22 protein-coding genes are annotated in these 23,955 nt (G+C 74.0%); 9 read left to right on the plus strand and 13 right to left on the minus strand.

The features are described from left to right. Positions 1-147: 147 nt before the first annotated feature. From E2C05_RS13480 to E2C05_RS13525, 10 genes are all read right to left on the minus strand, one after another. Positions 148-456: a hypothetical protein gene (locus E2C05_RS13480; RefSeq protein ID WP_133220164.1), complete on the minus strand. Its 309-nt coding sequence runs from the start codon at positions 454-456 to the stop codon at positions 148-150. A gap of 25 nt (positions 457-481) precedes the next feature. Continuing rightward, positions 482-1,450 (minus strand): hypothetical protein, encoded by a 969-nt coding sequence (locus tag E2C05_RS13485; protein WP_133220165.1) that lies wholly within the window; start codon positions 1,448-1,450, stop codon positions 482-484. A gap of 274 nt (positions 1,451-1,724) precedes the next feature. After that, on the minus strand, positions 1,725-2,558 hold the full coding sequence (locus E2C05_RS13490; RefSeq protein ID WP_200306510.1) for an inositol monophosphatase family protein: 834 nt from the start codon (positions 2,556-2,558) through the stop codon (positions 1,725-1,727). Further along, positions 2,555-3,907 (minus strand): GTPase HflX, encoded by a 1,353-nt coding sequence (gene hflX / locus E2C05_RS13495; protein WP_133220166.1) that lies wholly within the window; start codon positions 3,905-3,907, stop codon positions 2,555-2,557. Before hflX ends, E2C05_RS13490 begins: the two co-directional genes overlap by 4 nt. A 10-nt stretch (positions 3,908-3,917) precedes the next feature. Beyond that, positions 3,918-4,229, minus strand: a complete 312-nt coding sequence (hfq, locus tag E2C05_RS13500) for an RNA chaperone Hfq (RefSeq protein ID WP_133220189.1) — start codon at positions 4,227-4,229, stop codon at positions 3,918-3,920. 323 nt (positions 4,230-4,552) lie between these two features. Next, a complete protein-coding gene (locus tag E2C05_RS13505) occupies positions 4,553-5,755 on the minus strand; it encodes an alpha/beta hydrolase family protein (RefSeq protein WP_133220167.1) in 1,203 nt (400 codons plus the stop codon). 338 nt (positions 5,756-6,093) lie between these two features. Then, complete coding sequence (locus tag E2C05_RS13510; protein ID WP_133220168.1) at positions 6,094-6,750, minus strand: HAD family hydrolase; 657 nt, start codon at positions 6,748-6,750, stop codon at positions 6,094-6,096. After that, entirely contained in the window at positions 6,747-7,610 is an 864-nt protein-coding gene (locus E2C05_RS13515) for a D-amino-acid transaminase (RefSeq protein WP_133220169.1), read from the minus strand. The genes E2C05_RS13510 and E2C05_RS13515 overlap by 4 nt, the downstream gene beginning before the upstream one ends. A gap of 73 nt (positions 7,611-7,683) precedes the next feature. Beyond that, positions 7,684-8,145 (minus strand): GNAT family N-acetyltransferase, encoded by a 462-nt coding sequence (locus E2C05_RS13520; RefSeq protein WP_133220170.1) that lies wholly within the window; start codon positions 8,143-8,145, stop codon positions 7,684-7,686. 90 nt (positions 8,146-8,235) lie between these two features. Then, positions 8,236-9,798: an acyl-CoA carboxylase subunit beta gene (locus E2C05_RS13525; RefSeq protein WP_133220171.1), complete on the minus strand. Its 1,563-nt coding sequence runs from the start codon at positions 9,796-9,798 to the stop codon at positions 8,236-8,238. Positions 9,799-9,940: 142 nt separating this feature from the next. Between E2C05_RS13525 and E2C05_RS13530 the strand changes: the two genes are divergently transcribed. The 3 genes from E2C05_RS13530 to E2C05_RS13540 all read left to right on the plus strand — a co-directional run bounded on the left by E2C05_RS13530 (position 9,941) and on the right by E2C05_RS13540 (position 12,419). Further along, positions 9,941-11,131, plus strand: a complete 1,191-nt coding sequence (locus E2C05_RS13530) for an acetyl-CoA acetyltransferase (protein ID WP_133220172.1) — start codon at positions 9,941-9,943, stop codon at positions 11,129-11,131. A gap of 76 nt (positions 11,132-11,207) precedes the next feature. Beyond that, positions 11,208-11,537 (plus strand): divalent-cation tolerance protein CutA, encoded by a 330-nt coding sequence (gene cutA, locus E2C05_RS13535; RefSeq protein WP_133220173.1) that lies wholly within the window; start codon positions 11,208-11,210, stop codon positions 11,535-11,537. 132 nt (positions 11,538-11,669) lie between these two features. After that, positions 11,670-12,419 (plus strand): transposase, encoded by a 750-nt coding sequence (locus E2C05_RS13540; protein ID WP_133220174.1) that lies wholly within the window; start codon positions 11,670-11,672, stop codon positions 12,417-12,419. A 115-nt stretch (positions 12,420-12,534) separates the two neighbouring features. Here the strand turns inward: E2C05_RS13540 and E2C05_RS13545 are convergent, their stop codons facing one another. Then, positions 12,535-13,686, minus strand: coding sequence for a bifunctional 2-C-methyl-D-erythritol 4-phosphate cytidylyltransferase/2-C-methyl-D-erythritol 2,4-cyclodiphosphate synthase (locus E2C05_RS13545; RefSeq protein WP_133220175.1), 1,152 nt, complete (start codon positions 13,684-13,686; stop codon positions 12,535-12,537). A gap of 144 nt (positions 13,687-13,830) precedes the next feature. Here E2C05_RS13545 and dusB point away from each other — a divergent pair, with 144 nt between their 5' ends. The 5 genes from dusB (at position 13,831) to ntrX (ending at position 21,469) form a co-directional block, all read left to right on the plus strand. Continuing rightward, positions 13,831-14,937 (plus strand): tRNA dihydrouridine synthase DusB, encoded by a 1,107-nt coding sequence (dusB, locus tag E2C05_RS13550; RefSeq protein WP_133220176.1) that lies wholly within the window; start codon positions 13,831-13,833, stop codon positions 14,935-14,937. Next, on the plus strand, positions 14,934-16,112 hold the full coding sequence (locus E2C05_RS13555) for a two-component system sensor histidine kinase NtrB (RefSeq protein WP_133220177.1): 1,179 nt from the start codon (positions 14,934-14,936) through the stop codon (positions 16,110-16,112). The genes dusB and E2C05_RS13555 overlap by 4 nt, the downstream gene beginning before the upstream one ends. Next, positions 16,109-17,554, plus strand: coding sequence for a nitrogen regulation protein NR(I) (gene ntrC / locus E2C05_RS13560; protein WP_133220178.1), 1,446 nt, complete (start codon positions 16,109-16,111; stop codon positions 17,552-17,554). The genes E2C05_RS13555 and ntrC overlap by 4 nt, the downstream gene beginning before the upstream one ends. Before the next feature lie 68 nt (positions 17,555-17,622). Further along, entirely contained in the window at positions 17,623-20,043 is a 2,421-nt protein-coding gene (locus E2C05_RS13565; protein ID WP_133220179.1) for a sensor histidine kinase NtrY-like, read from the plus strand. Next, on the plus strand, positions 20,033-21,469 hold the full coding sequence (gene ntrX / locus E2C05_RS13570) for a nitrogen assimilation response regulator NtrX (RefSeq protein WP_133220180.1): 1,437 nt from the start codon (positions 20,033-20,035) through the stop codon (positions 21,467-21,469). Before E2C05_RS13565 ends, ntrX begins: the two co-directional genes overlap by 11 nt. Before the next feature lie 16 nt (positions 21,470-21,485). On the opposite strand, the gene E2C05_RS13575 is transcribed toward ntrX, so the two are convergent. Next, positions 21,486-21,983 carry a hypothetical protein gene (locus tag E2C05_RS13575; protein ID WP_133220181.1) on the minus strand — a complete coding sequence of 166 codons (498 nt, stop codon included), beginning with the start codon at positions 21,981-21,983 and terminating at the stop codon, positions 21,486-21,488. 195 nt (positions 21,984-22,178) lie between these two features. After that, positions 22,179-23,132 carry a Bug family tripartite tricarboxylate transporter substrate binding protein gene (locus tag E2C05_RS13580; protein WP_133220182.1) on the minus strand — a complete coding sequence of 318 codons (954 nt, stop codon included), beginning with the start codon at positions 23,130-23,132 and terminating at the stop codon, positions 22,179-22,181. Between the two features lie 86 nt (positions 23,133-23,218). Between E2C05_RS13580 and E2C05_RS13585 the strand changes: the two genes are divergently transcribed. Continuing rightward, positions 23,219-23,875: a DUF1028 domain-containing protein gene (locus E2C05_RS13585; protein WP_133220183.1), complete on the plus strand. Its 657-nt coding sequence runs from the start codon at positions 23,219-23,221 to the stop codon at positions 23,873-23,875. Positions 23,876-23,955 lie beyond the last annotated feature (80 nt).

Below are 23,955 nucleotides of genomic sequence, written 5' to 3' on the forward strand. Positions count from 1 at the left end.
CGCGGCCGGCGAGCCGGTGCCGGCCTGGGCCGCCAGCCCCCCGCAACCCCGGTGGCTGCCTCGGCCGGGCCCGCCGTCGCGCGCCGGCCCGGAGGCCGTCCCACACCTGGCGGATGGCTGTCCCGTCGCCCGCCGGCCCGACCGGCGTCAGGGCCGCTTGCCCTCGCCCTCCGGCCGGGCCGGGGCCGGGGCCGGGGCCGCCGCCGGCGGTGCCGGCCCGGCATTCCGCTCGGCCTCCTCGGTGGTCAGCGCCTCCATGGCGAAGCCGGGGGAGGACCCGGCCAAGCCGAGGATGCTCGATCGGGCCGCCGGCATCGGCGCCCCCGGGCAGCGGGCGAAGCAGGCCGGCTGGGGCTGGCAGTCGCAGCGCGGCTGCGCCGCCGCCGGCGGGGTACCCGGCCCGGGCAGCCCGGACAGCAGGCCGGCGGCGATGGCGGCGAGGATCAACGGGCGCATCGGCCTCTCCCTTCCTGGGACCGGGTCAGTTCTTCGCCGGCGCAACGCCGACCGAGCGGAAGCCGAAGGCGACCGGGCGCTCGAACACCCGGCTCAGCGCCAGGCCGCTGCTGGTGGCCGCCGCATAGGCCAGGCTGCCGCCGGGGGGCGCCGCCGGCGCCTCGCCGCCCGCCGGCGCGCCGGGCTGCAGCGTGGCCGTGGCGCCGCGCTCATCCTCCGTGCCGCGGCGCTGCGTCAGCTCCCGCGTCAGGAAGACCCGGACCACCAGCGTCAGCCGGATGCTGGCCGCGGCGACGATCTGCGGGCCGAACACCGCCTCCAGCACCTGCCGGGCGAAGCCCTCGTCGCAATAGAGCGCGGTGCGCGGCTCGGCACAGAAGGCGACCAGGCGGCCATAGCCCTCGCCGGCATCCACGCCATAGGTCTCGGCGGTGCGGATGGTGATCTCCTCGGTCGCCGCGCCGGTCCGGCTGCCATCCAGCAGGCCGCCCGCCGCGCCCGCCCGGGCGGCCGCCTTCACGCTGTGGCGGATGCTGATGCCGGGAAAGGCGGCGATGCGCAGCGCGATCCGCTCGCCAGGCGGCACCTCGGCCTCGAACCGGTCCAGCCCGCGGGCCGGCTCCTCCGGCCTGCCCGGCGCGGTCGCGGCGAAGACCGGGGCGCCGCGCTGCGCCGCCAGGATGTCCGGCCGCAGATCCAGCCGGGCCAGCCGCACCGCCCGGCTGAGCAGCGGCGACCTGCCACCGGCATCGGCCACGGCCCAGAGATCGCCCACCTGCAGATCCTCGGTGGGCGGGAAGACAGGCTCGATCCCCAGCCGGGCGATGCTGTCGGCCCAGGCGGTGGCGACGTCCACGGTCTCGATCGGCGGCGGCGGCGCCTCGAAGGGCCGGACCAGCAGCAGGATCGCCGCGGCGCCGCCCGCCAGCACGAGGCCCGCCGCGAGGGCGGCATGCCAGCGCGGGCGTCCGGGCGGGGCGCTGTCCGGTTCCATGCCGGAACAATAGGCAGGCGGGGCAGCGGCGTGCAATCCGGCGGCATCGCGGGGGGCGCCGCCCGCCTCGACCTCTCCCCGCATGAGAGGGCGCGCGCCCGCTCGACCTCCCGCCACCAGGGGCCGAGGGGCCCCCGGACCCGTCGGGCCGGACGACAGGCGGGGGCTCGGCCGGGCGTCACGCCCGGGCCGGGATCCGGCGGATCGCCTGGACCCGGTGGCGGACAGAGCCCGGCAGGGGCGGCACAACCCCCGCCGGTGCGCCGGGAGGCCGCTACTCCGCCACCAGCGCGTCGTGCAGCGCCTGCCAGCAGTCCCGGTCGGGCGCGGCGATCAGCCCGCCGCCGGTGACCAGCGGGCCATAGGCGCTGCCGTCGAAGCGCGCAGAATAGCCGCCCGCTTCCCGGTGCAGCAGCCAGCCCGGGGCATGGTCCCACGGCATCAGCCGGTTGTAGAGCAGCGCATGCGCATGCCCGCCGGCGGCCATCCGGTATTCATGCGCGGCGCAGCGATACCCGACCACGGCGCGCAGCCGCGGCAGGCGGGCGGCGACGCGGCTGCGCAGCGGCTCGGCCAGATAGGCCCAGGAGACGGCGCCCACCATCTCGGCGACCGGCGCCGGCGCCGCCACGCGCAGGTCATGCCGGTGGCCGTCCGGCGACTCGACCCAGGCGCCCTCCCCGCGCAGCGCGATGGCGGTGTCGTCGCCCAGCGGGTCATGGATCCAGCCGGCGACGATCTCGCCCCGCACGACGGCGGCGGCCATGCAGCCGAAGACCGGCAGGCCGGCGGCGAAATTCGCCGTGCCGTCCACCGGGTCGACCACGAAGGCTAGGTCCGCCCCGGCCAGCCGCCCGAGCAGCGCCGGATCCCCGGCCGCCGCCTCCTCCCCCACCACGACGCAGCCGGGGAAGCGCGCGGCGAGCCCGGCGGCGATCACCCGCTCGGCTGCCTCATCGGCATCGGTGACGAGGTCGAGCGGGCCCGACTTGGTCCGCACCTGGCCGGCGGCCAGCCGCCGGAAGCGCGGCAGGATCTCCGCGCGCGCGGCCTCGCGCAGCAGCGCGGTCACGCCGGTGACCGCCGCCAGGTCGAGTCGCGGGGTCACGCCGGCGGCTGCTCGAACCGCGCCCGGTCGGCCGGGGACAGCCGCACGGTCACCCGCACATCGCCCTCGGCATCGTCGCGGGCCAGCACCTCGCCATGCCGGTAGAGCCAGGCGAGCCGGGCGCCGTCGGCCGCCGGGATGGCATAGTCCACCGTTTCCATCCCGGCCGAGAGCCGCGCATCCAGCAGGGCGCGCAGCGCGTCCAGCCCCTCCCCGGTCAGGGCGGAGACGGCGACCGACCGCTCGCCGCCGCCGCCTGGGACGGCGCCGGTGCCGCCCAGCAGGTCGGCCTTGTTCAGCACCTCGACCACCCGGGCCTCCCAGCCCTCGTCCAGCGCGGCGTCGGCGCCGGCCGCCATTTCCTCCAGCACCCCCAGCACATCGGCCCGCTGCGCCCCGGTATCGGGATGCGCGACGTCGCGGACATGCAGGATGATGTCGGCCGCCGCCACCTCCTCGAGCGTCGCGCGGAAGGCTTCCACCAGCTGGGTCGGCAGGTCGGAGATGAAGCCGACGGTGTCGGACAGGATGGCCCGCCGGCCGGAGGGCAGGCGGATGCCGCGCATGGTGGGGTCGAGCGTGGCGAAGAGCTGGTCCTGGGCATAGACGCCGGCGCCGGTCAGCGCGTTGAACAGGGTCGACTTGCCGGCATTGGTGTAGCCGACCAGGGCGATGACCGGGTAGGGCACCTTCTCCCGCGCCTTGCGGTGCAGGCCGCGGGTGCGGCGGACCTGCTCCAGCTCCTTCTTCAGCTTCACCATGCGGTCGGTGATCAGCCGCCGGTCGAGCTCGATCTGCGACTCGCCGGGGCCGCCGAGGAAGCCGAAGCCGCCCCGCTGCCGCTCCAGGTGGGTCCAGGACCGGACCAGGCGGGTGCGCTGGTAGTCGAGATGCGCCAGTTCGACCTGCAGCGCGCCCTCCTTGGTGCGGGCGCGCTCGCCGAAGATCTCCAGGATCAGGCCGGTGCGGTCGATGACCTTGCAGCGCCACTCGCGCTCCAGGTTGCGCTGCTGCACCGGGCTGAGGGCGGCATCCACCACCGCGACGCCGACGCGGTGCAGCGCGATCGCCTCCCCGGCCGTCTGCACCTGGCCTTCGCCCAGCAGGGTGCTGGGGCGGCGGTCGCGCAGCGGGAAGACGGCCTGGTGGACGATGGTCACGCCGATGCTGGCGGCGAGGCCCACCGCCTCGGCCAGCCGCGCCTCGGCGGCGCGGGCGGTGCCGTCCGGGATGCCGCCGGGGACAAGCCCCTGCGCGGCGCGGCCGGGGCGGTCATAGGGCAGGATCACCGCGGCGCGGGTCGGACCCTCATCCGTGCCCTCACCGCGGTCATTGGCGGGCGCAGGCAGCCCGGTCTTCTCACGAACCGACAGGATTGGCCTCTCTGGTCATCGTCAACGTCGTGCCCTCGGTGCGCACGGCCGCCCCTTCGCGCGGGGCGGTGGGGTCGAAGAGCTGGATCGGCGCCCCGGGCATCACCGTGCTGATCGCGTGCTTGTAGACGAGCTGGGTATGCCCGTCCCGCCGCAGCAGCACCGAGAAGTTGTCGAACCAGGTGATGATGCCCTGCAGCTTGACGCCGTTGACGAGGAAAATCGTTACGGGGGTCTTGCTCTTGCGAACGTGGTTCAGGAAGACGTCCTGTACGTTCTGGGACTTCTCGGCGGCCACGGCGCGGTCCTTCTTGTTCTTGGCAGCCGCGCGGCGCGGCATGCCTGGGCGGGCTTCCCCCAAGGGGGATTGTCCCGGGGAAGCAGGTGTCCAGAACATCCGACACCGCCGGGCGGGTTGCAAGGGAAGCTTGCCGGGCGCGTGAACAATTTTGCTGCGATGCAGCATTGCGGGCCCGGCATGGCGGGTGGGCGGGCCGGTCCGCACCGGCATGGGCGCGGCGGCGTCGCGGCCGGGCCCGGTTGTCCGGTGCGGGGCCGCCCCTCCCGGCGCCGGCGGCCGGGTCGTCCGGCGGGCGGCGCACCGGCCGGGACCGGTGGTGGTCACCCCGGCCAGCCGAGCGTCGCGGCGATCCAGGGGAACACCGCCCCCGCCCAGGCCTGCTGGCCCAGGCCGCCGCAATGGCCGCCCGCGCCGCTCCCCGTGCCCAGCCGGACCAGTACCTTGCTGCAGGCCAGCGCCGCGAAGAGCCGGTCGGATTGCGACGCGAAGTCGCCCTCGCACTCCACCACCAGGGTGGGGCAGCGGATGCGGTCGGCGAGGCCCTCCAGCGTGAACTCTGCCTGGCGGCGGAGGAAATCGCCGACCGTCGCCGCGCCCAGGGTCGCCATGCGCGGCGCCAGCATGGCGCGCATCGCCGGCTGGTCGAGCAGGCCTTGCAGCCTTGCGTCCTGCGCGGGATCGGCGGCGAGGATGCCGGCCCAGGTCGCCGCCGCGTCGCCGGGGACCGCGCGGGCGAGCATCGCCTGGATGCGGCTGGCGAATTCGACCTGCCCGGGATCGCAGACCAGGGCGGCCAGCCGGGTTTCCCGCGCCGCGGCGCGCGGCGCCAGGTAGCCGGCGAGGCTGCGGCCGAGCAGCACGAGCCGGTCCGGGTCGACGCCCGGCTGGCCGAGCAGCCAGTCCAGCGCCGGCGCCAGCACCGCCTCGTAGTCCGGCCGCATCGGGATCCCGTCCCGGTAGAGCGTGCCGCCCTGCCCCGGCCCTTCCAGGCAGAAGGCGTTCATGCCGCGGTCCAGCGCCATCCAGGCGGTCTCGGCATAGGCGGACTCGGCGGTGGAATCGTAGCCCGCCGGCAGGATGACCGTCGGCCGGGCCAGGACCGCGCCGGCCGGGCGCAGCAGGTAGCCGGTCAGGCGGCCGGTGCCGAAGGGGATCTCCGCCAGGCTGGGGACCAGCGAGAGCAGCGGCAGCGCCGCGCGGAAGGCGTCGCGGTGGCGCCGCCAGCCGGTCTGCAGCCGCGCATCGCCGAGGTCGTCGCGGTGGAAGACGAAGGCCTGCCGCCAGTATTCCGAGGCGCGGAGCCAGGCATTGGCGATGCTGCGGCGATCGCCGCCCTGCCCGGCCAGCGCCTCCGCCCGCTCCGCCGCCGCCGACCAGGCGCCGTACCAGCCGCGCGGATCGCCGCGCGTGACCGCCGCGACGGCGACCAGCATCTCGCCGAGGTCGGCGGCGCCGGCATAGGCGGCGGCGGCGGTCCGCTGCAGCTGGTCGTCCCGCTCGGGGTCGTCGAAGGCAAGCCGCATGCGCCCAGCTCCAGTCGAGGCCCGGCCGGGGGCCGGGACGGGTTCGGCGGGACCGGCGGCCGCGATGCGGACCGCAGCGCCGCTTCGGGTCCCGGGGCCAGGGCGGATCGCCGGGCGGCGGGTGGCGTGTTCGACCTTACGGGCAGGCCGTGCGCGGCGCGGATGGGCGCGGCGGGATGGTCGGACGCGCCGGCGGGGCGGCGCAAGCGCCGCGCGGCCATGCCGGAGAGCATGTGAAGGCAGCGGCTGAAGGCAGCGGCGCCGCGACGGCAGGCCCCGGGCGGCGGCGCGGCCGCGTCACCCGGCCCGGGCGCCGGCGGGCGGTCCCGGGGAACCCCTCAGCCCGCCGCCCCGCGCAGCCAAGCCGCCAGCGCCGCGCCATCCGCGAAGGCATGGTCCGGCGCCGCCTGGGCGATGCCGCCGTCATGCGCCGCATCGCCGAGCAGCACCGCCGTGCAGCCCGCCGCCCGGGCGGCCTGCATGTCGAGCGCGGTGTCGCCGACATACCAGACCGCCGGGCCGGCCGCCTGCCCCAGCGCCGCCAGCGCCAGGCGGAAGGGCGCCGGGTCGGGCTTGTCGGCGGCGGCATCGCCGGCGCCGAGCAGCGCGCCGAAATGCCGGTCCCAGCCGAGATGCGCCGCCTCCGCCCGCAGCAGCGGCCCCTGCTTGTTGCTGATGACGCCCTGCGGCAGGCCCCGGGCGGCGACCGCCGCGATCGCCCCGGCGGCGCCGGGCATCGGCCGCAGCACCGCCAGGTGGCGCGCCCGGACCTCGGCATAGAAGGTGTCGCGGGCCTGTTCCCAGGCGGCGCCGAACATCTCGGGGAAGGTCTCGCGCAGCGAGCGGCGGACGCGGCCGCGCACCTCCTCCAGCGTCCATTCCGGCAGGCCATGCGCGCGGAAGGCGGCGTTCAGCCCGGCGGCGATCGCCGCCCAGCCATCCACCAGCGTGTTGTCCCAGTCCCAGAGGATCGCGCGCGGCGCCGGCAGGGTCATCCGGCATTGCCCTTCACATGCCGGGCGAACAGGTCGAACAGCCGCCGCGTCACCGGGCCGACCCGTCCATCCCCGACCGGCGTCCCGTCGATGCGCGTCACCGGCTTCACGAAGGAGGTGGCGGAGGTGATGAAGGCCTCCCGCGCGCGGCGCATCTCCGCCAGCGAGAATTCCCGCTCCACGAAGCCGATCCCGGCATCCCGCAGCTCGGCGACCAGGGCGCCGCGGGTGCAGCCGGGCAGGATGGCGTGGTCGAGGTGGCGGGTGCGGATCACGCCGTGCTCGTCGACGATCCAGAAGGTGGTGGCGGCGCCCTCGGTCACCAGGCCGGTTGCCTCCTCGTAGAGGATCGCCTCCGCCGCCCCCTGCTCCCGCGCCGCCTGGCGGGCCAGGACATTGGGCAGCAGGTTCACGCTCTTGATGTCGCGGCGGGCCCAGCGCAGGTCGGGATGAGAGATGCAGGCGATCGCCCAGCGGTCGATGTCGCGCGGATAGGGCGGGATGCGGCGGATGGTGACGACGAGGGCCGGCGGCACCGGCCGCGCCGGGAAGGCGTGGTCGCGCCGGGCGACCCCGCGGGTGACCTGCATGTAGAGCAGGCCCTCCGTCACCCGGTTCCGCCGCGCCACCTCCAGCAGCACATGCCGCAGGGCGGCGCGCGGCATCGGCATGGGCAGGCGGATCTCGGCGAGGGAGCGTTCCAGCCGGGCGAGGTGCCGGTCCTCGTCCACGAAGCGGCCCTGGAACAGGTGCACCACCTCGTAGATGCCGTCGCCGAACTGGTAGCCGCGGTCCTCGATGTTCACCTCGGCCAGGCGCTGGTCGAGGTAGCGGCCGTTCACATAGGCGATGCGCGACATGCGGGGTCCCGGCGGCGTGGCGTCCCGCGGTTGTGGCGGGGATCGGGGCGGTTGGGAAGGCGCCCGCGCGGCCCTACAGGTCCAGGTGCAGGAACTGGTTGAAGGGGCTGCGGACATAGTCGGCGAAGGCCTCGCCGTCGCGGAAGCCGCGGCGGCGGTAGAGGGCGAGGGCCGGGTCGAAGGCCGGGCCGCTGCCGGTCTCCAGGCTGAGCCGGCGGAGACCCCGCGCCCTGGCCTCCCCGATGATGCGTTCCAGCACCTGCGCCGCGACGCCCTTGCGCAGGTGGTCGGGGTGGGTGCGCATGGACTTCACCTCCCCCGTCCCGTCGCCCAGGTCCTTGAGCGCGCCGATGCCGGCGATGCGCTCGCCCTCCTCCCAGGCCGACCACACCGTGACGCCGGGCGCCTGGAGGCCGGAGAGGTCGAGGGCGAAGACGCTGCCGGGCGGCGAGTTGGCATGCATGCCCTGCAAGTGCAGCGCCAGCAGCGCCCGCGTCTGCTCGCCGGAGAGGTCGTCCTCGCGGATGGTGATCATGGGCAATCCTCGGTGTGCCGGTCGGCGGCGAACCCACGGAAGGCAAAGGTGGGGTTCGGGGAGGACATGCCTTTTCCTCCCCGATCCTGGCTATGGCCGCATGCCATGCGCCCGCTGCCCGGGCTCCAGCAGCCGCTCCGCCAGCCCGGAAAACTCGCACAGCAGCCTGCGCGTCTGCCTGGGGTCGATGATCTCCTCCACCCAGAAGGCCTCCGCCGTCCGCAGCGGGGACCGCAATTGCTGCAAGCGCGCCTCGATCTCCGCCAGCTTCGCCCCGCGGTCCCCGGCGGCGTCGAGGTCGGCGCGATAGGCCGCCTCGATCCCGCCTTCCAGCGGCAGGCTGCCCCAGCGCGCCGAGGGCCAGGCATAGCGGACGGAGTAACGGCTGGCCGGCTGGTGGACCACGCCGGCGACGCCGAAGGCGTTGCGGACGATGATGGTGCACCAGGGCACGGTCGTCTGGTTCACCGCCGCCATGGCGCGCACGCCCCAGCGGATGGTGCCGCGCTGCTCCGCCTCCAGCCCGATCATGAAGCCCGGGCAGTCCATCAGGTAGACCACCGGCAGGTGGAAGGTCTCCGCCAGGTCCACGAAGCGGATCACCTTGGCGCAGGCATCGGCGGTCCAGGACCCGGCATAGTGCATGGGGTCGCCGGCCATCACCGCCACCGGCAGCCCATCGAGCCGCGCCAGGCAGGTGATGACGGACCGGCCGAACCAGCGCCCCATCTCGAAGACCGAGCCGCGGTCCATCAGCCCCTCGATCAGCGGCCGCATGCGGTAGGGTTTTCGCAGGTTGCGCGGAATGACCGAGAGCCAGTCCTCCTCCGTCCGTCGCGGGTCGTCCTCGCCCGGCAGGCGCCTCGGCACCTCCCAGACATTGGCGGGCAGGTAGCTCAGGAAGCGCCGGGCGGCCTCGAACGCCTCCTCCTCGGTGTCCACCGCATGGTCCACCGATCCGGCGCGGCATTGGATCTCCCAGCCGCCGAGCTCCGCCTTGCTCAGCGGCGTGCCGCCCAGCGCGTTCACCACCGGCGGGCCGGCGACGAACATGGCGCTGGTCTCCCTGGTCATGACGCTGAAATGCGTCGCCGCCAGCCGCGCCGCGCCCAGCCCGGCGACCGAGCCCAGCCCCAGCCCCACCACCGGCACCCGCGCCAGGTTGTCGCCGGTATGGTGGTACAGCCAGTTGCCGCCGATGCCGCCCGGCAGGTTGGCCCGCCCGGTCGTCTCGATGGTCTTCACCGACCCGCCGCCGCCCGAGCCCTCGATCACCCGGATGATCGGCAGCCGCAGGTCGGCGGCCATGCGTTCCGCCATGATCGGCTTCTCGCGGATGGTGGCGTCGGCGCTGCCGCCGCGCACCGTGAAGTCGTCGCCGACCACCACCACCGGCCGGCCTTCCACCTGCCCGCGCCCCATGACGCAGTTGGAGGGGGTGAAGCCCGCCAGCGTCCCGTCCGGCCCGTACTCGCCCTTGCCGGCGATCGCGCCCACCTCCTGGAAGCTGCCGGGGTCGAGCAGCGCGCCGATCCTCTCCCGCACCGTCAGGCGGCCGCCGTCATGCTGGCGCTTGACCTTCTCCGGCCCGCCCATCGCCTCGGCCAGCGCCTGCCGCCGCGCCAGCTCGTCCAGTTCCGGCTGCCAGGTCATGCCGTCCCGCTCCCTTGCTTGCCCGGGATTGCAGCACGCGGGCCGGCCGGGGGGTAGCCGCCGGCGGCCTTCCCCCGTGCGGGACGGTGGCGGCCGCGCCGCCCCGCCCCTATGTTCCGCCCAACCGCACGGAGGAATCCCCATGGCCGCCCCCAGCATCGCCGCGCCGGAGGCCTGCATCATCGGCTGGGCGCACACGCCCTTCGGCCGGTCGGAGGCACCCGACCTCGAGACCCTGCTCGCCCAGGTCGGCCGCGCCGCCATCGAGGATGCCGGGATCACCCCGGCCGAGGTGGATGCCGGCTTCGTCGGCGTCTTCGGCGAGGGATTCACCAACCAGGGCTTCCCCTCCTCGCTGGTCCTGCAGAGCGTGCCGGAGCTGCGCTTCAAGCCTATCACGCGCTACGAGAATGCCTGCGCCACCGGCACCGCCGCCATCCATGGCGCGCTGGACTTCCTGGCGGCGAAGCGCGGCCGCTTCGCGCTGGTGCTCGGGGCGGAAAAGATGACGGCCACGCCGGGCGCGCAAGTGGGAGAGATCCTGCTGAACGCCAGCTACCGCAAGACCGAGCAGGACATCCAGGGCGGCTTCGCCGGCGTCTTCGCCCGCATCGCCGAGGCCTATTTCCAGCGCCATGGCGACCAGTCCGACGCGCTGGCCGCCATCGCCGCGAAGAACCACAGGAACGGCGTGGACAACCCCTGGGCGCAGATGCGCAAGGACCTGGGCTTCGCCTTCTGCCGCGCCGAGAGCGAGAAGAACCCCTTCGTCGCCCCGCCGCTGAAGCGCACCGACTGCTCGCTCGTCTCCGACGGCGCCGCGGCGCTGATCCTGACCGATGCCGAGACGGCGAAGGCCATGCAGAAGGCGGTGCGCTTCCGCGCCGCGGTGCAGGTGAACGACTTCCTCCCCATCGCGTCGCGCGACGTCATCCGCTTCGAGGGCCCGCGCGAGGCCTGGTCCCGCGCGCTGGACCAGGCGGGGCTCGGCGCGGTCACCGACCTCTCCTTCGTCGAGACGCATGACTGCTTCACCATCGCCGAGCTGCTGGAATACGAGGCGATGGGCCTGGCGAAGGAAGGCCAGGGCGCCAGGGCCGTGCTGGACGGCTGGACCGCGGCGGATGGGAAGCTGCCGGTGAACCGCTCCGGCGGCCTAAAGTCGAAGGGCCACCCGATCGGCGCGACCGGCATCTCCATGCATGTGCTGACCGCCATGCAGCTGACCGGCACGGCCGGCGCGATGCAGCTGCCGAAGGCCGATATCGGCGGCATCTTCAACATGGGCGGCGCCGCCGTCGCCAACTACGTCTCCATCCTGGAACGGGCATGATCCCGGGGAAGGCGCCGCCTTCCCCGGACCCCATCCGCCAGGGGCCGGAAGGCCCCTGGAACCCTCGGGCAACCCCATGAACTACGACGTGCTCTGGGTCTATGCGACCGCTTCGGACGCCGAGGAGGCGCGGACCATCGCCCGCGCCCTGGTGCGCGAGCACCTGGCGGCCTGCGTCAACATCCTGCCCGCCCATACCGCCATCTTCCGCTGGGAGGGCACGCTGCAGGAAACGGAGGAGGTGGGGTTCGTCGCCAAGACCACGGCCGCGCGCTTCGACGCGCTGTGCGCGCGCATCCGCGCCCTGCACAGCTACGAGACGCCGGCCATCGTCGCCCTGCCCATCACCCAGGGCGATCCCGAATTCCTGACCTGGGTGCGGCTGCAGGTGGCGCCGATCGGGTGAGCGGCCGCCGCGGGGGAGGCTGACCCGCGCCGGGCCGCCGGAGCGTCACCCAGGGCAAGGATTGTTCTTGAATTTATTCCTATTTTCTGCTTCCGTTGCGGGTCCAGCCGTCCCGTGCCGGAGGCCCGTCCGATGCCCCGCCGCCCACCCGCCGCCGCGTCCCTCCCCCCAGGCCTCGTGCCGCCGGATTTCGTCGCCCGGCACGACCTCTGGCGGCGGCTCTACCTCGACCCCCTCACCTGCCTGACGCCGGCGCATGGCTGGGCGCCGATGACCGATGCGGAATGGACGGCGGTCGCGCCCTATCTCCGCGCCCTCGGCTGCGGCCTGGCCTTGCCCGGGCGCGCGGGGGAGCGGATGGCCGATCCGCGGGCCCGGCTGGATGCCATCTTCCGCGCCGTCACCCTGAAGCGGCCGACGGCCCCGGGCGGGCATGGGGGCGGCGGCCGCGCCGCCTGGGCCGCCCTGCCGGCGGCATTCGGCCCGGCCGACACCGTGTCCCGCAGCTATCGCCGCTGGGCGCACCGGGAATTGTGGCTGGCGCTGCTCTGGGCGGTGGCGCAGCCCGGCGCGCCGGCGGCGCTCAGGGCGCTGACCTGGCGGGTCTGCTGCGCGGTGCGGCGCGGCATCCGCATCATGGGGCTGCGGGCGGTGGTCCTGGCGCGGCGGCTGCGGCTGTTCAGCGCCCTGCCGGCGCCGTCGCCATGGCTGCCGGACCCCGAACTGTCCGAACTCTACCGGCCCATCTTCCTGCGGGTGGCCGATCGCCTGCTGGCGCAGCCGGCCTGGCGGCCGCCGCGCTGGCTGTTCCGGCTGCTGCGGTCCATGCAGGCGCTCTGCGGCGGCCGGACGCGGCTGCGGCGCGACTGGGAACCGGCGTGACGGCGCCTGCCTGCCCATGCGGCGGGCCTGTGCCCGTCCTTCCCGGCACCCGGGCGGGCGCCGGGGCCCTGCGGCCGAGGCGGCGTCGATCGGACGCGACCGGCGGCCGCCGCTGTCAGGCCGGCAGCAGCAGCATGGCCGCGGCCTGGGCGGCGATCCCCTCGCCGCGGCCGGTGAAGCCCAGGCGTTCGGTGGTGGTCGCCTTCACGCCGATGCGGCCGGGCTCGACCCCCAGCAATTCCGCCAGCCGCGCCTGCATGGCGTCCCGGTGCGGCCCGATCCTCGGCCGCTCGCAGAGGATGGTGACGTCGGCATTGGCCAGCATGCCGCCGCGCGCCGCGATCCGCGCCGCCGCGTGCTGCAGGAATTGCGCGCTGTCGGCGCCCTTCCACCGCATCTCGGAGGGCGGGAACCAGCGACCGATATCGCCCTCCGCCAGCGCGCCATAGATGGCGTCGCACAGCGCGTGGATGCCGACATCGGCGTCGGAATGGCCTTCCAGGCCGAATTCGCAGGGGATGGTCACGCCGCACAGCACCATGGGCCGCCCGGCCTCGGTGCGGTGGACGTCGAAGCCGGTGCCGATGCGCGGCAGCAGGCGGGGCATCAGCAGAGCCTCCACGCGGTCGAGGTCCTCGGGGAAGGTGATCTTCACATTGGTCTCGGCGCCGGGCACCAGCGCGACGCGCGCGCCGGCGCGTTCCAGCAGCTGGGCGTCGTCGGTCGCCTCGGCGCCGGCGGCGCGATGCGCCGCCAGCAGGTCCGGGAAGCGGAAGGCCTGCGGCGTCTGGGCGCGGTAGAGGCCGGCGCGCGGCACCGTCTCCCGGATCAGCCCCGACTCGCCGCGCTTCAGGGTATCGGCCACCGGCTGGGCCGGGATGGCACCCGGCACGCGCTCCAGCGCCAGCAGCAGGGCCGGGATGGTGCCGGGCGGGATCACCGGACGGGCGGCGTCGTGCACCAGCACGATGGCGGGCGGCTCCGGCCGGCGCGCCAGCGCCTCCAGCCCCGCGCGCACGCTGTCCTGGCGGGTCGCGCCGCCCGGCACCGGCGGCAGGGCGGGCAGGCCGGCGAGGAGGCCGGCGACCCGCTCCTCCTCCCCCGCGGCGCAGACCGGCTGGAGGAGGCCGACGCCGCCCGCGGCCAGCAGCGCCTCGGCGGCATGGCGCAGCACCGGGCGGCCGAGCAGCGGCAGGTATTGTTTCGGCTGGTCGGCGCCGAATCGGGTGCCCTGCCCGGCGGCCATCAGCAAAGCGGCGATCGTCATCGTGCCGGACCCTAGCGCCGATCGCCGGCGGACGGAAACCGCAGCGCCGGCGAGACGGGTCCGCCGAGCATCGACGGAAAAGCGCCTTGGTCGGGCCGTGGACGCGTTGCCGGCTGGCATCACTTCACCTACCTTGCTCAAATCATGAGCATCACCCCCCCCGCCGGTGCCGACCGGACCGCCCAGGTGCCCGCATTGCGGTCGCTTTCCGTCGGCGGCCTGCGGATCGAAACGCCGGTGTACCTGGCGCCGATGTCCGGCGTGACCGACCTGCCCTTCCGCCGGCTGGCCCGCGCCCAGGGCACCGGGATGGTGGTCAGCGAGATGATCGCCTCCCAGGCCATGGTGCGGGAGAACCGGCAGACCCTGAAGATGGCCGAGGTGGACGGCTTCGGCGCGCCGTCAGCCGTGCAGCTCGCGGGCTGCGAGCCGGCGGTGATGGCCGAGGCGGCGCGGCTCGCGGTCGATCGCGGCGCGGCCATCGTCGACATCAATTTCGGCTGCCCGGTGAAGAAGGTGGCGGTCGGCCAGCAGGCCGGCAGCGCGCTGATGCGCGACGAGGTCCGCGCCGCCGCCATCCTGGAGGCGACGGTGAAGGCGGTCTCCGTCCCCGTCACCCTCAAGATGCGCATGGGCTGGGACCACCAGTCGCTGAACGCCCCGCGCCTGGCGCAGATCGCCGAGGCCTGCGGCATCCGCCTCGTCACCATCCATGGCCGCACCCGGCAGATGCTCTACACCGGCACGGCCGACTGGGCCTTCGTGCGGCGGGTGAAGGACGCGGTCGGCATTCCGGTGCTGGTCAATGGCGACATCCTGACGCCGGAGGACGCCGCCGAGGCGCTGCGGCAGTCGGGCGCCGATGGCGTGATGATCGGCCGCGGCTGCTATGGTCGCCCCTGGTTCCCGCGCCAGGTGGCCGACTACCTCGCCACCGGGCAGCGCCCGGCCGAGCCTCCGCTCGCGGAGCAGCTGGAGATCCTGCTCGGCCACTACCGCGACATGCTGTCGCATCACGGCACGCAGACCGGCGTGCGGCTCGCCCGCAAGCACATCGCCTGGTACTCGAAGGGCCTGCCGGGTTCGGCCGAGTTCCGCGCGAAGGTCAACCAGGTGGACACGCCGGCGCAGGTCGAGGCGCTGATCCATGCCTACTACCAGCCGCTGCTCGACCAGGGGCTGGAAGCGGTGCGCGCCGCCTTCCATGCGCGCGGCCATGCCGACGACGAGTCCAGCCGGCTGGCGGCATGAGCGACGTGCTCTTCTCCAGGCTGCGGCCGCATCCCGCAAAGCCGGCCCGCAGCCTGCCGCTGCCCGAGGCCGCCGCCATCCTCTCCGCCCTGCCCATGCCGGCGGTGGTGCTGGATGCGGAGAACCGCTTCCGCTACGTCAACCCGGCGGCGGAGCTGTTCTTCCAGCTCTCCTTCCCCTCGCTCGCCACGCTCCGGCTCGGTGACCTGCTGCCGGAGGACAGCCGGCTCTTCGCCCTGCTCGCCCAGGTGCGCCAGCATGAGGCGCCGGTCTCCGACCATGACCTGACGCTGGAAAGCCCACGGCTGCACCGCCGCGGCGTCTCCGCCCATGGCGGCCCGCTGCCGGAGATGCCGGGCGGCGTGGTGCTGACGCTGCAGGACGGCTCCACCGCGCAGATGATGAACCGGCAGCTGAACTTCCTCGGCGCGGCGCGCGGCGCCTCGGCCATGGCGGAGATGCTCGCCCACGAGGTGAAGAACCCGCTCTCCGGCATCCGCGGCGCGGCGCAGCTGCTCGAGCAGGCGGCCGCCGACGACGGCGACCGGGAGCTGTGCCAGCTCATCCAGGACGAGGCCGACCGGATCCGCAACCTGGTCGACCGGATGGACATGTTCTCCGACCGGCCGGTGGAGCTGGCGGCGGTGAACATCCACCAGGTGCTGGACCATGTCCGGCGGGTGGCGCAGACCGGCTTCGCCGCGCATCTGCGGGTGACCGAGGACTACGATCCCTCCCTGCCGCAGGTCTGGGGCAACCGCGACCAGCTGGTGCAGGTGCTGCTGAACCTGGTGAAGAACGCCGCCGAGGCGGTCGATCCGGCGGGGGGCGAGATCGTGCTCTCCACCGCCTACCACCACGGCGTCCGCATCGCCGTGCCGGGCAGCCGCGAGAGGGTGCACCTGCCGCTGCAGGTCAGCGTGCGGGACAACGGCCCGGGCATCCCGGATGCGGTGCGCGCGACGTTGTTCGAGCCCTTCGTGACCACCAAGCGCGGCGGCCAGGGGCTCGGCCTCGCCCTCGTCGCCAAGCTGGTCGCCGACCAGGGCGGGCTGATCGAATGCGACAGCCGCCCCGGCCGCACGGTCTTCCGCCTCTCGCTCGCCATGCCGCCCCCGCCGCCCCGGCGGACCGGGGGGGCCACGCCGGGCCTCCGTTCCAGGGATCGAGCATGAGCGACAGCCGCACCATCCTGGTCGCCGATGACGACCGCGCCATCCGCACCGTGCTCAGCCAGGCGCTCGGCCGGTCCGGCTACCAGGTGCGGGCCACCTCCTCGGCCAGCACGCTCTGGCGCTGGGTGGAGGATGGCGAGGGCGACTTGGTCATCACCGATGTGGTGATGCCGGACGAGAACGGCCTCGACCTCGTCCCGCGCATCAAGCGCGTCCGCCCGGAATTGCGCGTGGTGGTCATGTCGGCGCAGTCCACCTTCATGACCGCCCTGAAGGCGGCGCAAAGGGGCGCCTTCGAATATCTCCCGAAACCCTTCGACCTGAAGGAGTTGATGGCGGTGGTGGAGCGGGCGCTGGCCGCGCCCCAGGCGCCGCAGCCGGCCGAGGACACCGGCGAGGACGGGAACGAGCGCCTGCCGCTGGTCGGCCGCAGCCCGGCCATGCAGGAGATCTACCGGACCGTCGCCCGGCTCACGACCACCGACCTGACGGTGATGATCACCGGCGAGTCGGGCACCGGCAAGGAGCTGGTGGCGCGCGCCCTGCACGACTATGGCCGCCGCCGCGGTGGGCCCTTCGTCGCCATCAACATGGCGGCCATCCCGCGCGAGCTGATCGAGAGCGAGCTGTTCGGGCATGAGCGCGGCGCCTTCACCGGCGCGCTGAACCGCGGCATCGGCCGGTTCGAGCAGGCGGCCGGCGGCACGCTCTTCCTCGACGAGATCGGCGACATGCCGCCCGAGGCGCAGACCCGCCTGCTGCGCGTGCTGCAGGAGGGCGAGTTCACCACGGTCGGCGGCCGCAACCCGATCAAGGCCAATGTCCGCATCGTCGCCGCCACGCATCGCGACCTGCGCCAGTCGATCCGCCAGGGCCTGTTCCGCGAGGACCTGTTCTACCGCCTGAACGTGGTGCCGATCCGCCTGCCGCCGCTGCGCGAGCGGCTGGAGGACATCCCGCTGCTGGCGCGGCACTTCCTCGACCGCGCGAAATCCTCGGGCCTGCCGATGAAGCAGCTGAGCCTGGAGGCGGTGGAGCGGCTGAAGGGCCATGCCTGGCCGGGCAATGCGCGCGAGCTGGAAAACCTCATGCGCCGCCTCGCCGCGCTCTACCCGCAGGAGACGATCGACGCCGATGCCGTGACCTCCGAGCTGCAGGAGGCGGAGCCGCCCGCCGAGGCCGGCGCCCGCGGGCCGGAGACGCTGGAACAGGCGGTGGAGCGGCACCTGAAGGCCTTCGTCTCCGCCCAGAAGGACGGGCTGCCGGTGCGCGACCTGTATGACCGCGTGCTGGCCGAGGTGGAACGGCCGCTGCTCCGCCTCGTTCTCGGCGCGACCCGGGGCAACCAGATCAAGGCGGCCGCCATGCTCGGCCTGAACCGCAACACCCTGCGCAAGAAGATCCGCGAGCTCGAGCTGCCCGTGGTGCGCGGGCTCGGCTGATGCGCATCCCGCGGATGGCGGGAGGCGGGGCGGCCCAGGGGGGTGCCCAGGGGGGCGCGCAAGGGCCGATGTCGGACCGGCGGCGGCTGGGGCGGCGCATCGCCGATGCGCTGCTCGGCCGGGGCATGACCCTCGGCCTCGCGGTCGGCGCGCTGCTCCTCGGCATCGCCACCTTCGCCGTGCTGTCGAATGCCAGCCCCTTCGGCCCGACCCGGCCGGGGGTCGAGCTCGGCCTGATGCTGGTCAGCGTGCTGGTCATCGCGCTGCTCGGCGCCTCCCTCGCCGGCAGGCTGGTGCGGGTCTGGGCGGAGCGGCGGCGGGGCTCGGCCGGGGCGCGGCTGCATGTGCGGCTGGTGCTGCTGTTCGGCGTCGTCTCGGTGGTGCCGGCGATCCTGGTGGCGGGCTTCGCCGCCGCCTTCTTCAACCTCGGCATCCAGGCCTGGTTCGGCGACCGGGTGCGGACCGCGCTGGAGGCCAGCCGGCAGGTCGCCCAGGCCTATCTGGAGGAGCACCGGAACAATATCCGGGGCGACGCGCTGGCCATGGCGAACGACCTGAATCGCGCCGGCAGCCTGCTGCTGACCGACCAGGGCCGGACCTTCGCCCAGGTGCTGGCCACGCATACGCTGCTGCGCGGCTTGACGGAAGCGGTGGTCTTCGACCCCACCCTGCGCCGCCCCATGGCGCAATACGGCCCGACCGCGAATTTCGAGCTGGACCCGCCGCCCGACTGGGCGATCGACATGGCCCGCCAGGGCGAGGTCGCGGTGCTGCCGGACGAGCAGTCGGGCCGGGTCCGCGCCGTCGTCGCGCTCGACAGCCGGCCGCTGCTGATGCTGCTGATCGGCCGCCCGGTGGACCCGGAGGTGGTGAACAACCAGCAGCGCGCCGAGCGGGAGGTGGAGCAGTACGAGCAGCTGGACCGCAACCGCTACGGGCTACAGGTCACCTTCGTGATGATCTTCGCCATCGCCGCGCTGCTGGTGCTGCTGGCGGCGGTGCTGATCGGCCTGGTCATCGCCAACCAGATCGCCCGCCCGATCGGCCGGCTGATCGTGGCCGCCGAGCGCGTCCGCGCCGGCGATCTTGCCACGCGCGTCGAGGAAGCGGCGGCGGACGAGGAACTGTCGAGCCTGACCCGCGCCTTCAACCGCATGACCAACCAGCTCGCGGCGCAGCGCTCGGAGCTAATGCAGGCCTATCGCCAGATCGACGACCGGCGCCGCTTCACCGAAGCCGTGCTCGCCGGCGTCTCCGCCGGGGTGGTGGGGCTGGAGCCGGATGGCCGCATCAACCTGCCGAACCGGCGGGCGAGCGAGCTGCTCGGCCTCGACCTCGACGCCGCCATCGGCCTGCCGCTGGGTGCCGTGGTGCCGGAATTCGCGCCGCTGCTGCTGCAGGTGGGCGTCGAGGCCGGCGCGCTGCCTGACCGCGGGATGACCGCCGAGGTGCGCATCGGCCCGCCTTCCAACCGGCGGACGCTGCTGGCCCAGGTGGGGGCGGAATTGCAGCCGGGGCCGGAAGGCGCCGCGGCCGGGGTCGCCGGCTATGTCGTCACCTTCGACGACATCACCGAGCTGCTCTCGGCCCAGCGGAAGGCGGCCTGGGCCGATGTCGCGCGGCGGATCGCGCATGAGATCAAGAACCCGCTTACCCCGATCCAGCTTTCGGCCGAGCGGCTGAAGCGACGCTACCTGAAGGAGATCCAGTCCGACCCCGAGACCTTCAAGGCCTGCACCGACACCATCGTCCGCCAAGTCGGCGATATCGGGCGCATGGTGGACGAGTTCAGCGCCTTCGCCCGCATGCCGCAGCCGGTGATCCGGCCGGAGGACCTGGCGCAGGTGGTGCGGGAGGCGCTGGTGCTGCAGCGCGACGCGCATCCCGAGATCGAGTACCGGATCGACCTGCCGGAAGCTGCGCCCATGGTGCCCTGCGATCGCCGGCTGCTGGGCCAGGCGCTGACGAATCTGCTGCAGAACGCCGCGGATGCCGTATCCATGCGGGTGCAGGCGGAGGCGCTGGATGCCCCCGCCGGCGCCGTCGGCCGGGCATCGGGGGATATCGTGGGACACATCAGCGTGCGCATCGAGCCGGGCGAGGACATGGTGGCGATAGCCGTGGAGGATGACGGAGTCGGCCTGCCGCAGGGCGACGAGCGGGAGCGGCTTGCCGAGCCCTATGTGACCCACAAGGCGAAGGGGACCGGCCTCGGCCTCGCCATCGTGAAGAAGATCATGGAAGACCATGGCGGCAGGCTGGGGCTGGAGGACCGGTCCCGTGCCCCAGGGGAAGGCCCGGCGGGAAGCCCGGCGGCGGGCCCGGGGACGGGCCCCGGGGCCGATCCGGGCGCGGATCCAGGGGCGGGCGATGCGCCCGCCGGCGCCCGCGCCGTCTTGACCTTGCCCTGGCGGCCGGCGCAGGACCGCAGCATGGCAGGCGACAACGACCGTCCGGACGGGAGCATGAGGCGCGCGCATGGCGCATGAGATCCTGATCGTCGACGACGAGCCTGATATCCGCGCCCTGATCGAGGGCATCCTGGCGGATGAGGGCTACGAGACGCGGCAGGCCCACAACAGCGACACGGCGCTGGCCGCCTTCAAGCAGCGCCGCCCCTCGCTCGTGGTCCTCGACATCTGGCTGCAGAATTCGAAGCTCGACGGGCTCGGCATCCTGGCGGCCCTGCACCGGGAGGAACCGCAGGTTCCCGTGGTGATGATCTCCGGCCACGGGACGATCGAGACCGCGGTGCGGGCGATCCAGCAGGGCGCCTACGACTTCATCGAGAAGCCGTTCAACTCCGACCGGCTGCTGCTGGTGGTGTCCCGGGCGCTGGAGGCGGCGCGGCTGCGGCGGGAGAATTCCGAGCTGAAGCTGCGGGCCGGGCCGGAGACGGAGCTGGTCGGCGTCTCCCAGGGCATCGGCCAGCTCCGCACCGCCATCGAGCGGGTGGCCCCTACCGGGTCGCGCGTGCTGATCAGCGGCCCGGCGGGGTCGGGGAAGGAGGTGGCGGCGCGGATGATCCATGCCCGCAGCCGCCGCGCCGACGGCCCCTTCGTCGCGCTGAACTGCGCGACGCTGAACCCGGGCCGGTTCGAGGAGGAGCTGTTCGGGCTGGAGGCCGGCACCGATCCCTCCGCCGCGCCGCGCCGCGCCGGCGTGCTGGAACGCGCGCATGGCGGCACGCTGCTGCTGGACGAGGTGGCGGACATGCCGCTGGAGACCCAGGGCAAGATCGTCCGCGCGCTGCAGGAACAGGGGTTCGAGCGGGTCGGCGGCGCGACCCGCGTGAAGGTCGATGTGCGGGTGCTGGCGACCACCAACCGCGACCTGCAGGCGGAGATCGCGGCCGGGCGGTTCCGCGAGGATCTCTACTACCGCCTGGCCGTGGTGCCGCTGAAGATCCCATCCCTGCGGGAGCGGCGGGAGGACGTGCCGGCGCTGGCCCGCCACTTCATGGGCCGGTCCGCCGAGCAGTCCGGCATGGCGGCGCGGGACCTGGCGGAGGACACGCTGGCGGCGCTGCAGGCCTATGACTGGCCGGGCAATGTGCGGCAGCTGCGCAACCTGGTGGACTGGCTGCTGATCATGGCGCCGGGCGAGGCGCGCGAGCCCATCCGCGCCGAGATGCTGCCGCCCGAGGTGGGCTCGGCGGCGCCGGCCATGCTCAAGCTCGACCGCAGCAGCGAGATCATGACCCTGCCGCTGCGCGAGGCGCGCGAGCTGTTCGAGCGGCAATACCTGGAGGCGCAGCTGCTGCGCTTCGGCGGCAACATCAGCCGGACGGCGAATTTCGTCGGGATGGAGCGCAGCGCGCTGCACCGGAAGCTGAAATTCCTCGGCGTGCATGCCGAGGACCGGGCGCCGCAGCAGCAGGCCGCAGCGGCGGCGGCCCCCGGCCCGGCGCTGTAGCCGGGCCGGCCGGCGGTCAGCCGTGCTGCGGCGCGAGCCAGCCGTTCACGTGCAGCACCCGGGCCCAGCCCAGCACCAGCAGGGCGAGCATGACGAGGAGCCCGACGGGCAGGCCGAACAGGGCATGGAGCGCCAGGTTGAGCACGAAGATCCCGAGCGTGGCGAAGGCCACGATCAGGATGCGGGCATGCTCCGCCTTCGCGTCGAACCAGGCGTTCAGGCCATAGGCCCAGGCGGGGCCGCGCACCGCGATCGCCGTCGGCCCGCCGGCATCGCGCGGCGGCAGGCCGGGCGAGATGTCCAGCATGTCGAACTTGAACATCAGCCGCGGCCCCATCACCAGGATGAAGACGACGATGCTGGTGAACAGGAAGGGGAAGCCGGCGAAGAAGCACAGCATGAGCAGCACCAGCAGCCCGCCCTGCGCCGACCAGAAGGCGGCCAGGAATTGCTGCTGCAGCGGCAGGCGGTCGAACTTCTGGTTGATCAGGTAGAATCGATCGGAAAGTCTCATCCCTGTGCTCCCTTCCCGGACGGAGGCACGCGCCCCGTCCGCCGGATCACCCCTGGTGCCCGTAATCCTTCACGCTAGCGGATCGGTCGGGGATCGCTCAACTGGCTAAGCTTCCTGCCTGCGCGGGCAGCCCCGCCCGGCGCGGAGCCGGCGGCCCGGCCGCGCGATGCGCGCAGGGCCCGGTGGCGATGGCCGTCATTCGGCGCGCACCCCGACGGCCCGGATCACCTCCCGCCAGGTGCGGCGATCGGCCTCGATCCGGCGGCCGAGCGCCGCCGCATCCTCAAAGAGCGGCGTGAGGCCGTTCTCGGCCAGCCGCTTCGGCAACGCCTCGCCGGCCATCGCCTCCCGCAGCGCCGCCTCCAGCCGGTCGGCGACCTCGGGCGGCAGGCCGCGCGGGGCGCAGATGCCGAACCAGCCGGTGACGTCGAAACCGGGTACGATCTCGGCCAGCGGCCGCGCGTCCGGGAAGACCGGCGACCGGCCGGCATCGCCGAGCGCCAGCAGCCGCAGCGTGCCGTCCTGCACCTGCCGCGCCACATCGGCCAAGTTGGTGATCATGAAGTCGACCCGGCCGCCGAGGATGTCCACCACCGCCGGCGTCGCGCCGCGATAGGGAATGTGCAGCATCTCGAGCCCGGTCTTCTGCTTCAGCAACTCGCCCGAGAGGTGCTGCGCAGACCCGACGCCGGCGCTGCCGAAGATGACCTGCCCGGGCCGGGCGCGGGCGGCCGCCAGCACGTCCTGCACCCGCGCATAGGGCCCGCGCGCCGCCACCACGAAGCCGTAGGAAGACAGGGCGAGGTTGGCGACCGGGGCCAGCGCCTCCCCCGGGTCGAGCGGCAGGCTGGCGCCGAGCAATTGCGGGGCGATGGCCAGCGGGCTCATCGGGCACTGGTAGAGGGTGTTGCCGTCGGGCGCGCTGCGCGCCACCTCGGCGGCGCCGATCACGCCATTGGCGCCGGTGCGGTTTTCCACCACCACCCGCGCGCCGAGCAGCGGCCCCATCGCCTCCGCCGCGAAGCGGGCGACGAGGTCGGAGGCGCCGCCGGCGGCATAGCCGCTGACCATGCGGATCGTCCGCTCCTGCGCCGCCGCCGGCGCGGCCAGCAGCCATCCGAGCGCCAGCGCCAAGGCAGCATGCCGCATGCCTTTCCCCCTTGTCGGTCGTTTCCCTGGCGATCCTCCGGCGCGGGGCGGCTGGACGCAAGGGCGGCGGCGCGCTTTGATCCGGCATGACCTTCTCGCTGATCGCCCGCTGCCCCCGCACCGGTCAGGTCGGGGCGGCCGTCACCACCTCCTCCATCGCGGTCGGCAGCCGCTGCGCCTTCGCCTCCCCCGGCCTCGGCGCGGTCCTGACGCAGCATCGGACCGATCCGCGGCTCGGCCCGCGCGGGCTGGATCTGCTGCGCGGCGGCTGCACGGCGGCGGAGACGGTGGCGGCCCTGGTCGCCTCCACCCCCGATGCCGGCTGGCGGCAACTGGCGGTGCTGGATGCCGCAGGCCGCACCGCGCACCACCATGGCGCCCGGGTGAAGCCGGCGCATGGGGCGGCGCATGGCCCGGGGGTGGTCGCCATCGGCAACATCCTGGCCTCCGACCAGGTGCCGCAGGCGATGCTGGACGGCTTCCTGGCGGCGGAGGCGGCGCCGCTCGCCGAGCGCCTGCTGCGGGCGCTCGAGGCGGGCGAGGCGGCGGGCGGCGAGCATGGCGACGTCACCTCCGCCAGCCTGCTGGTCCTGTGGCGGGAGGCCTTTCCCTATGTGGATCTGCGGGTGGACAAGGCGGCGGCGCCGCTGCCGGCGCTGCGCGCGCTGTGGGAGGAGTACGCGCCGCTGGCCGATGGCTTCGTGCAGCGGGCCCTGGCCCCGGACGACGCGCCGGTCTTCTAGGGCGGGTCCGCGCATGGCGGACGCGACCGGACGCATGATGCGGCCCCGACGCCAGCGGCAGGCGCGAATCCCGGCACCGC

This window comes from Paracraurococcus ruber (assembly GCF_004353985.1).
Taxonomy (GTDB): Bacteria; Pseudomonadota; Alphaproteobacteria; order Acetobacterales; family Acetobacteraceae; genus Paracraurococcus; species Paracraurococcus ruber.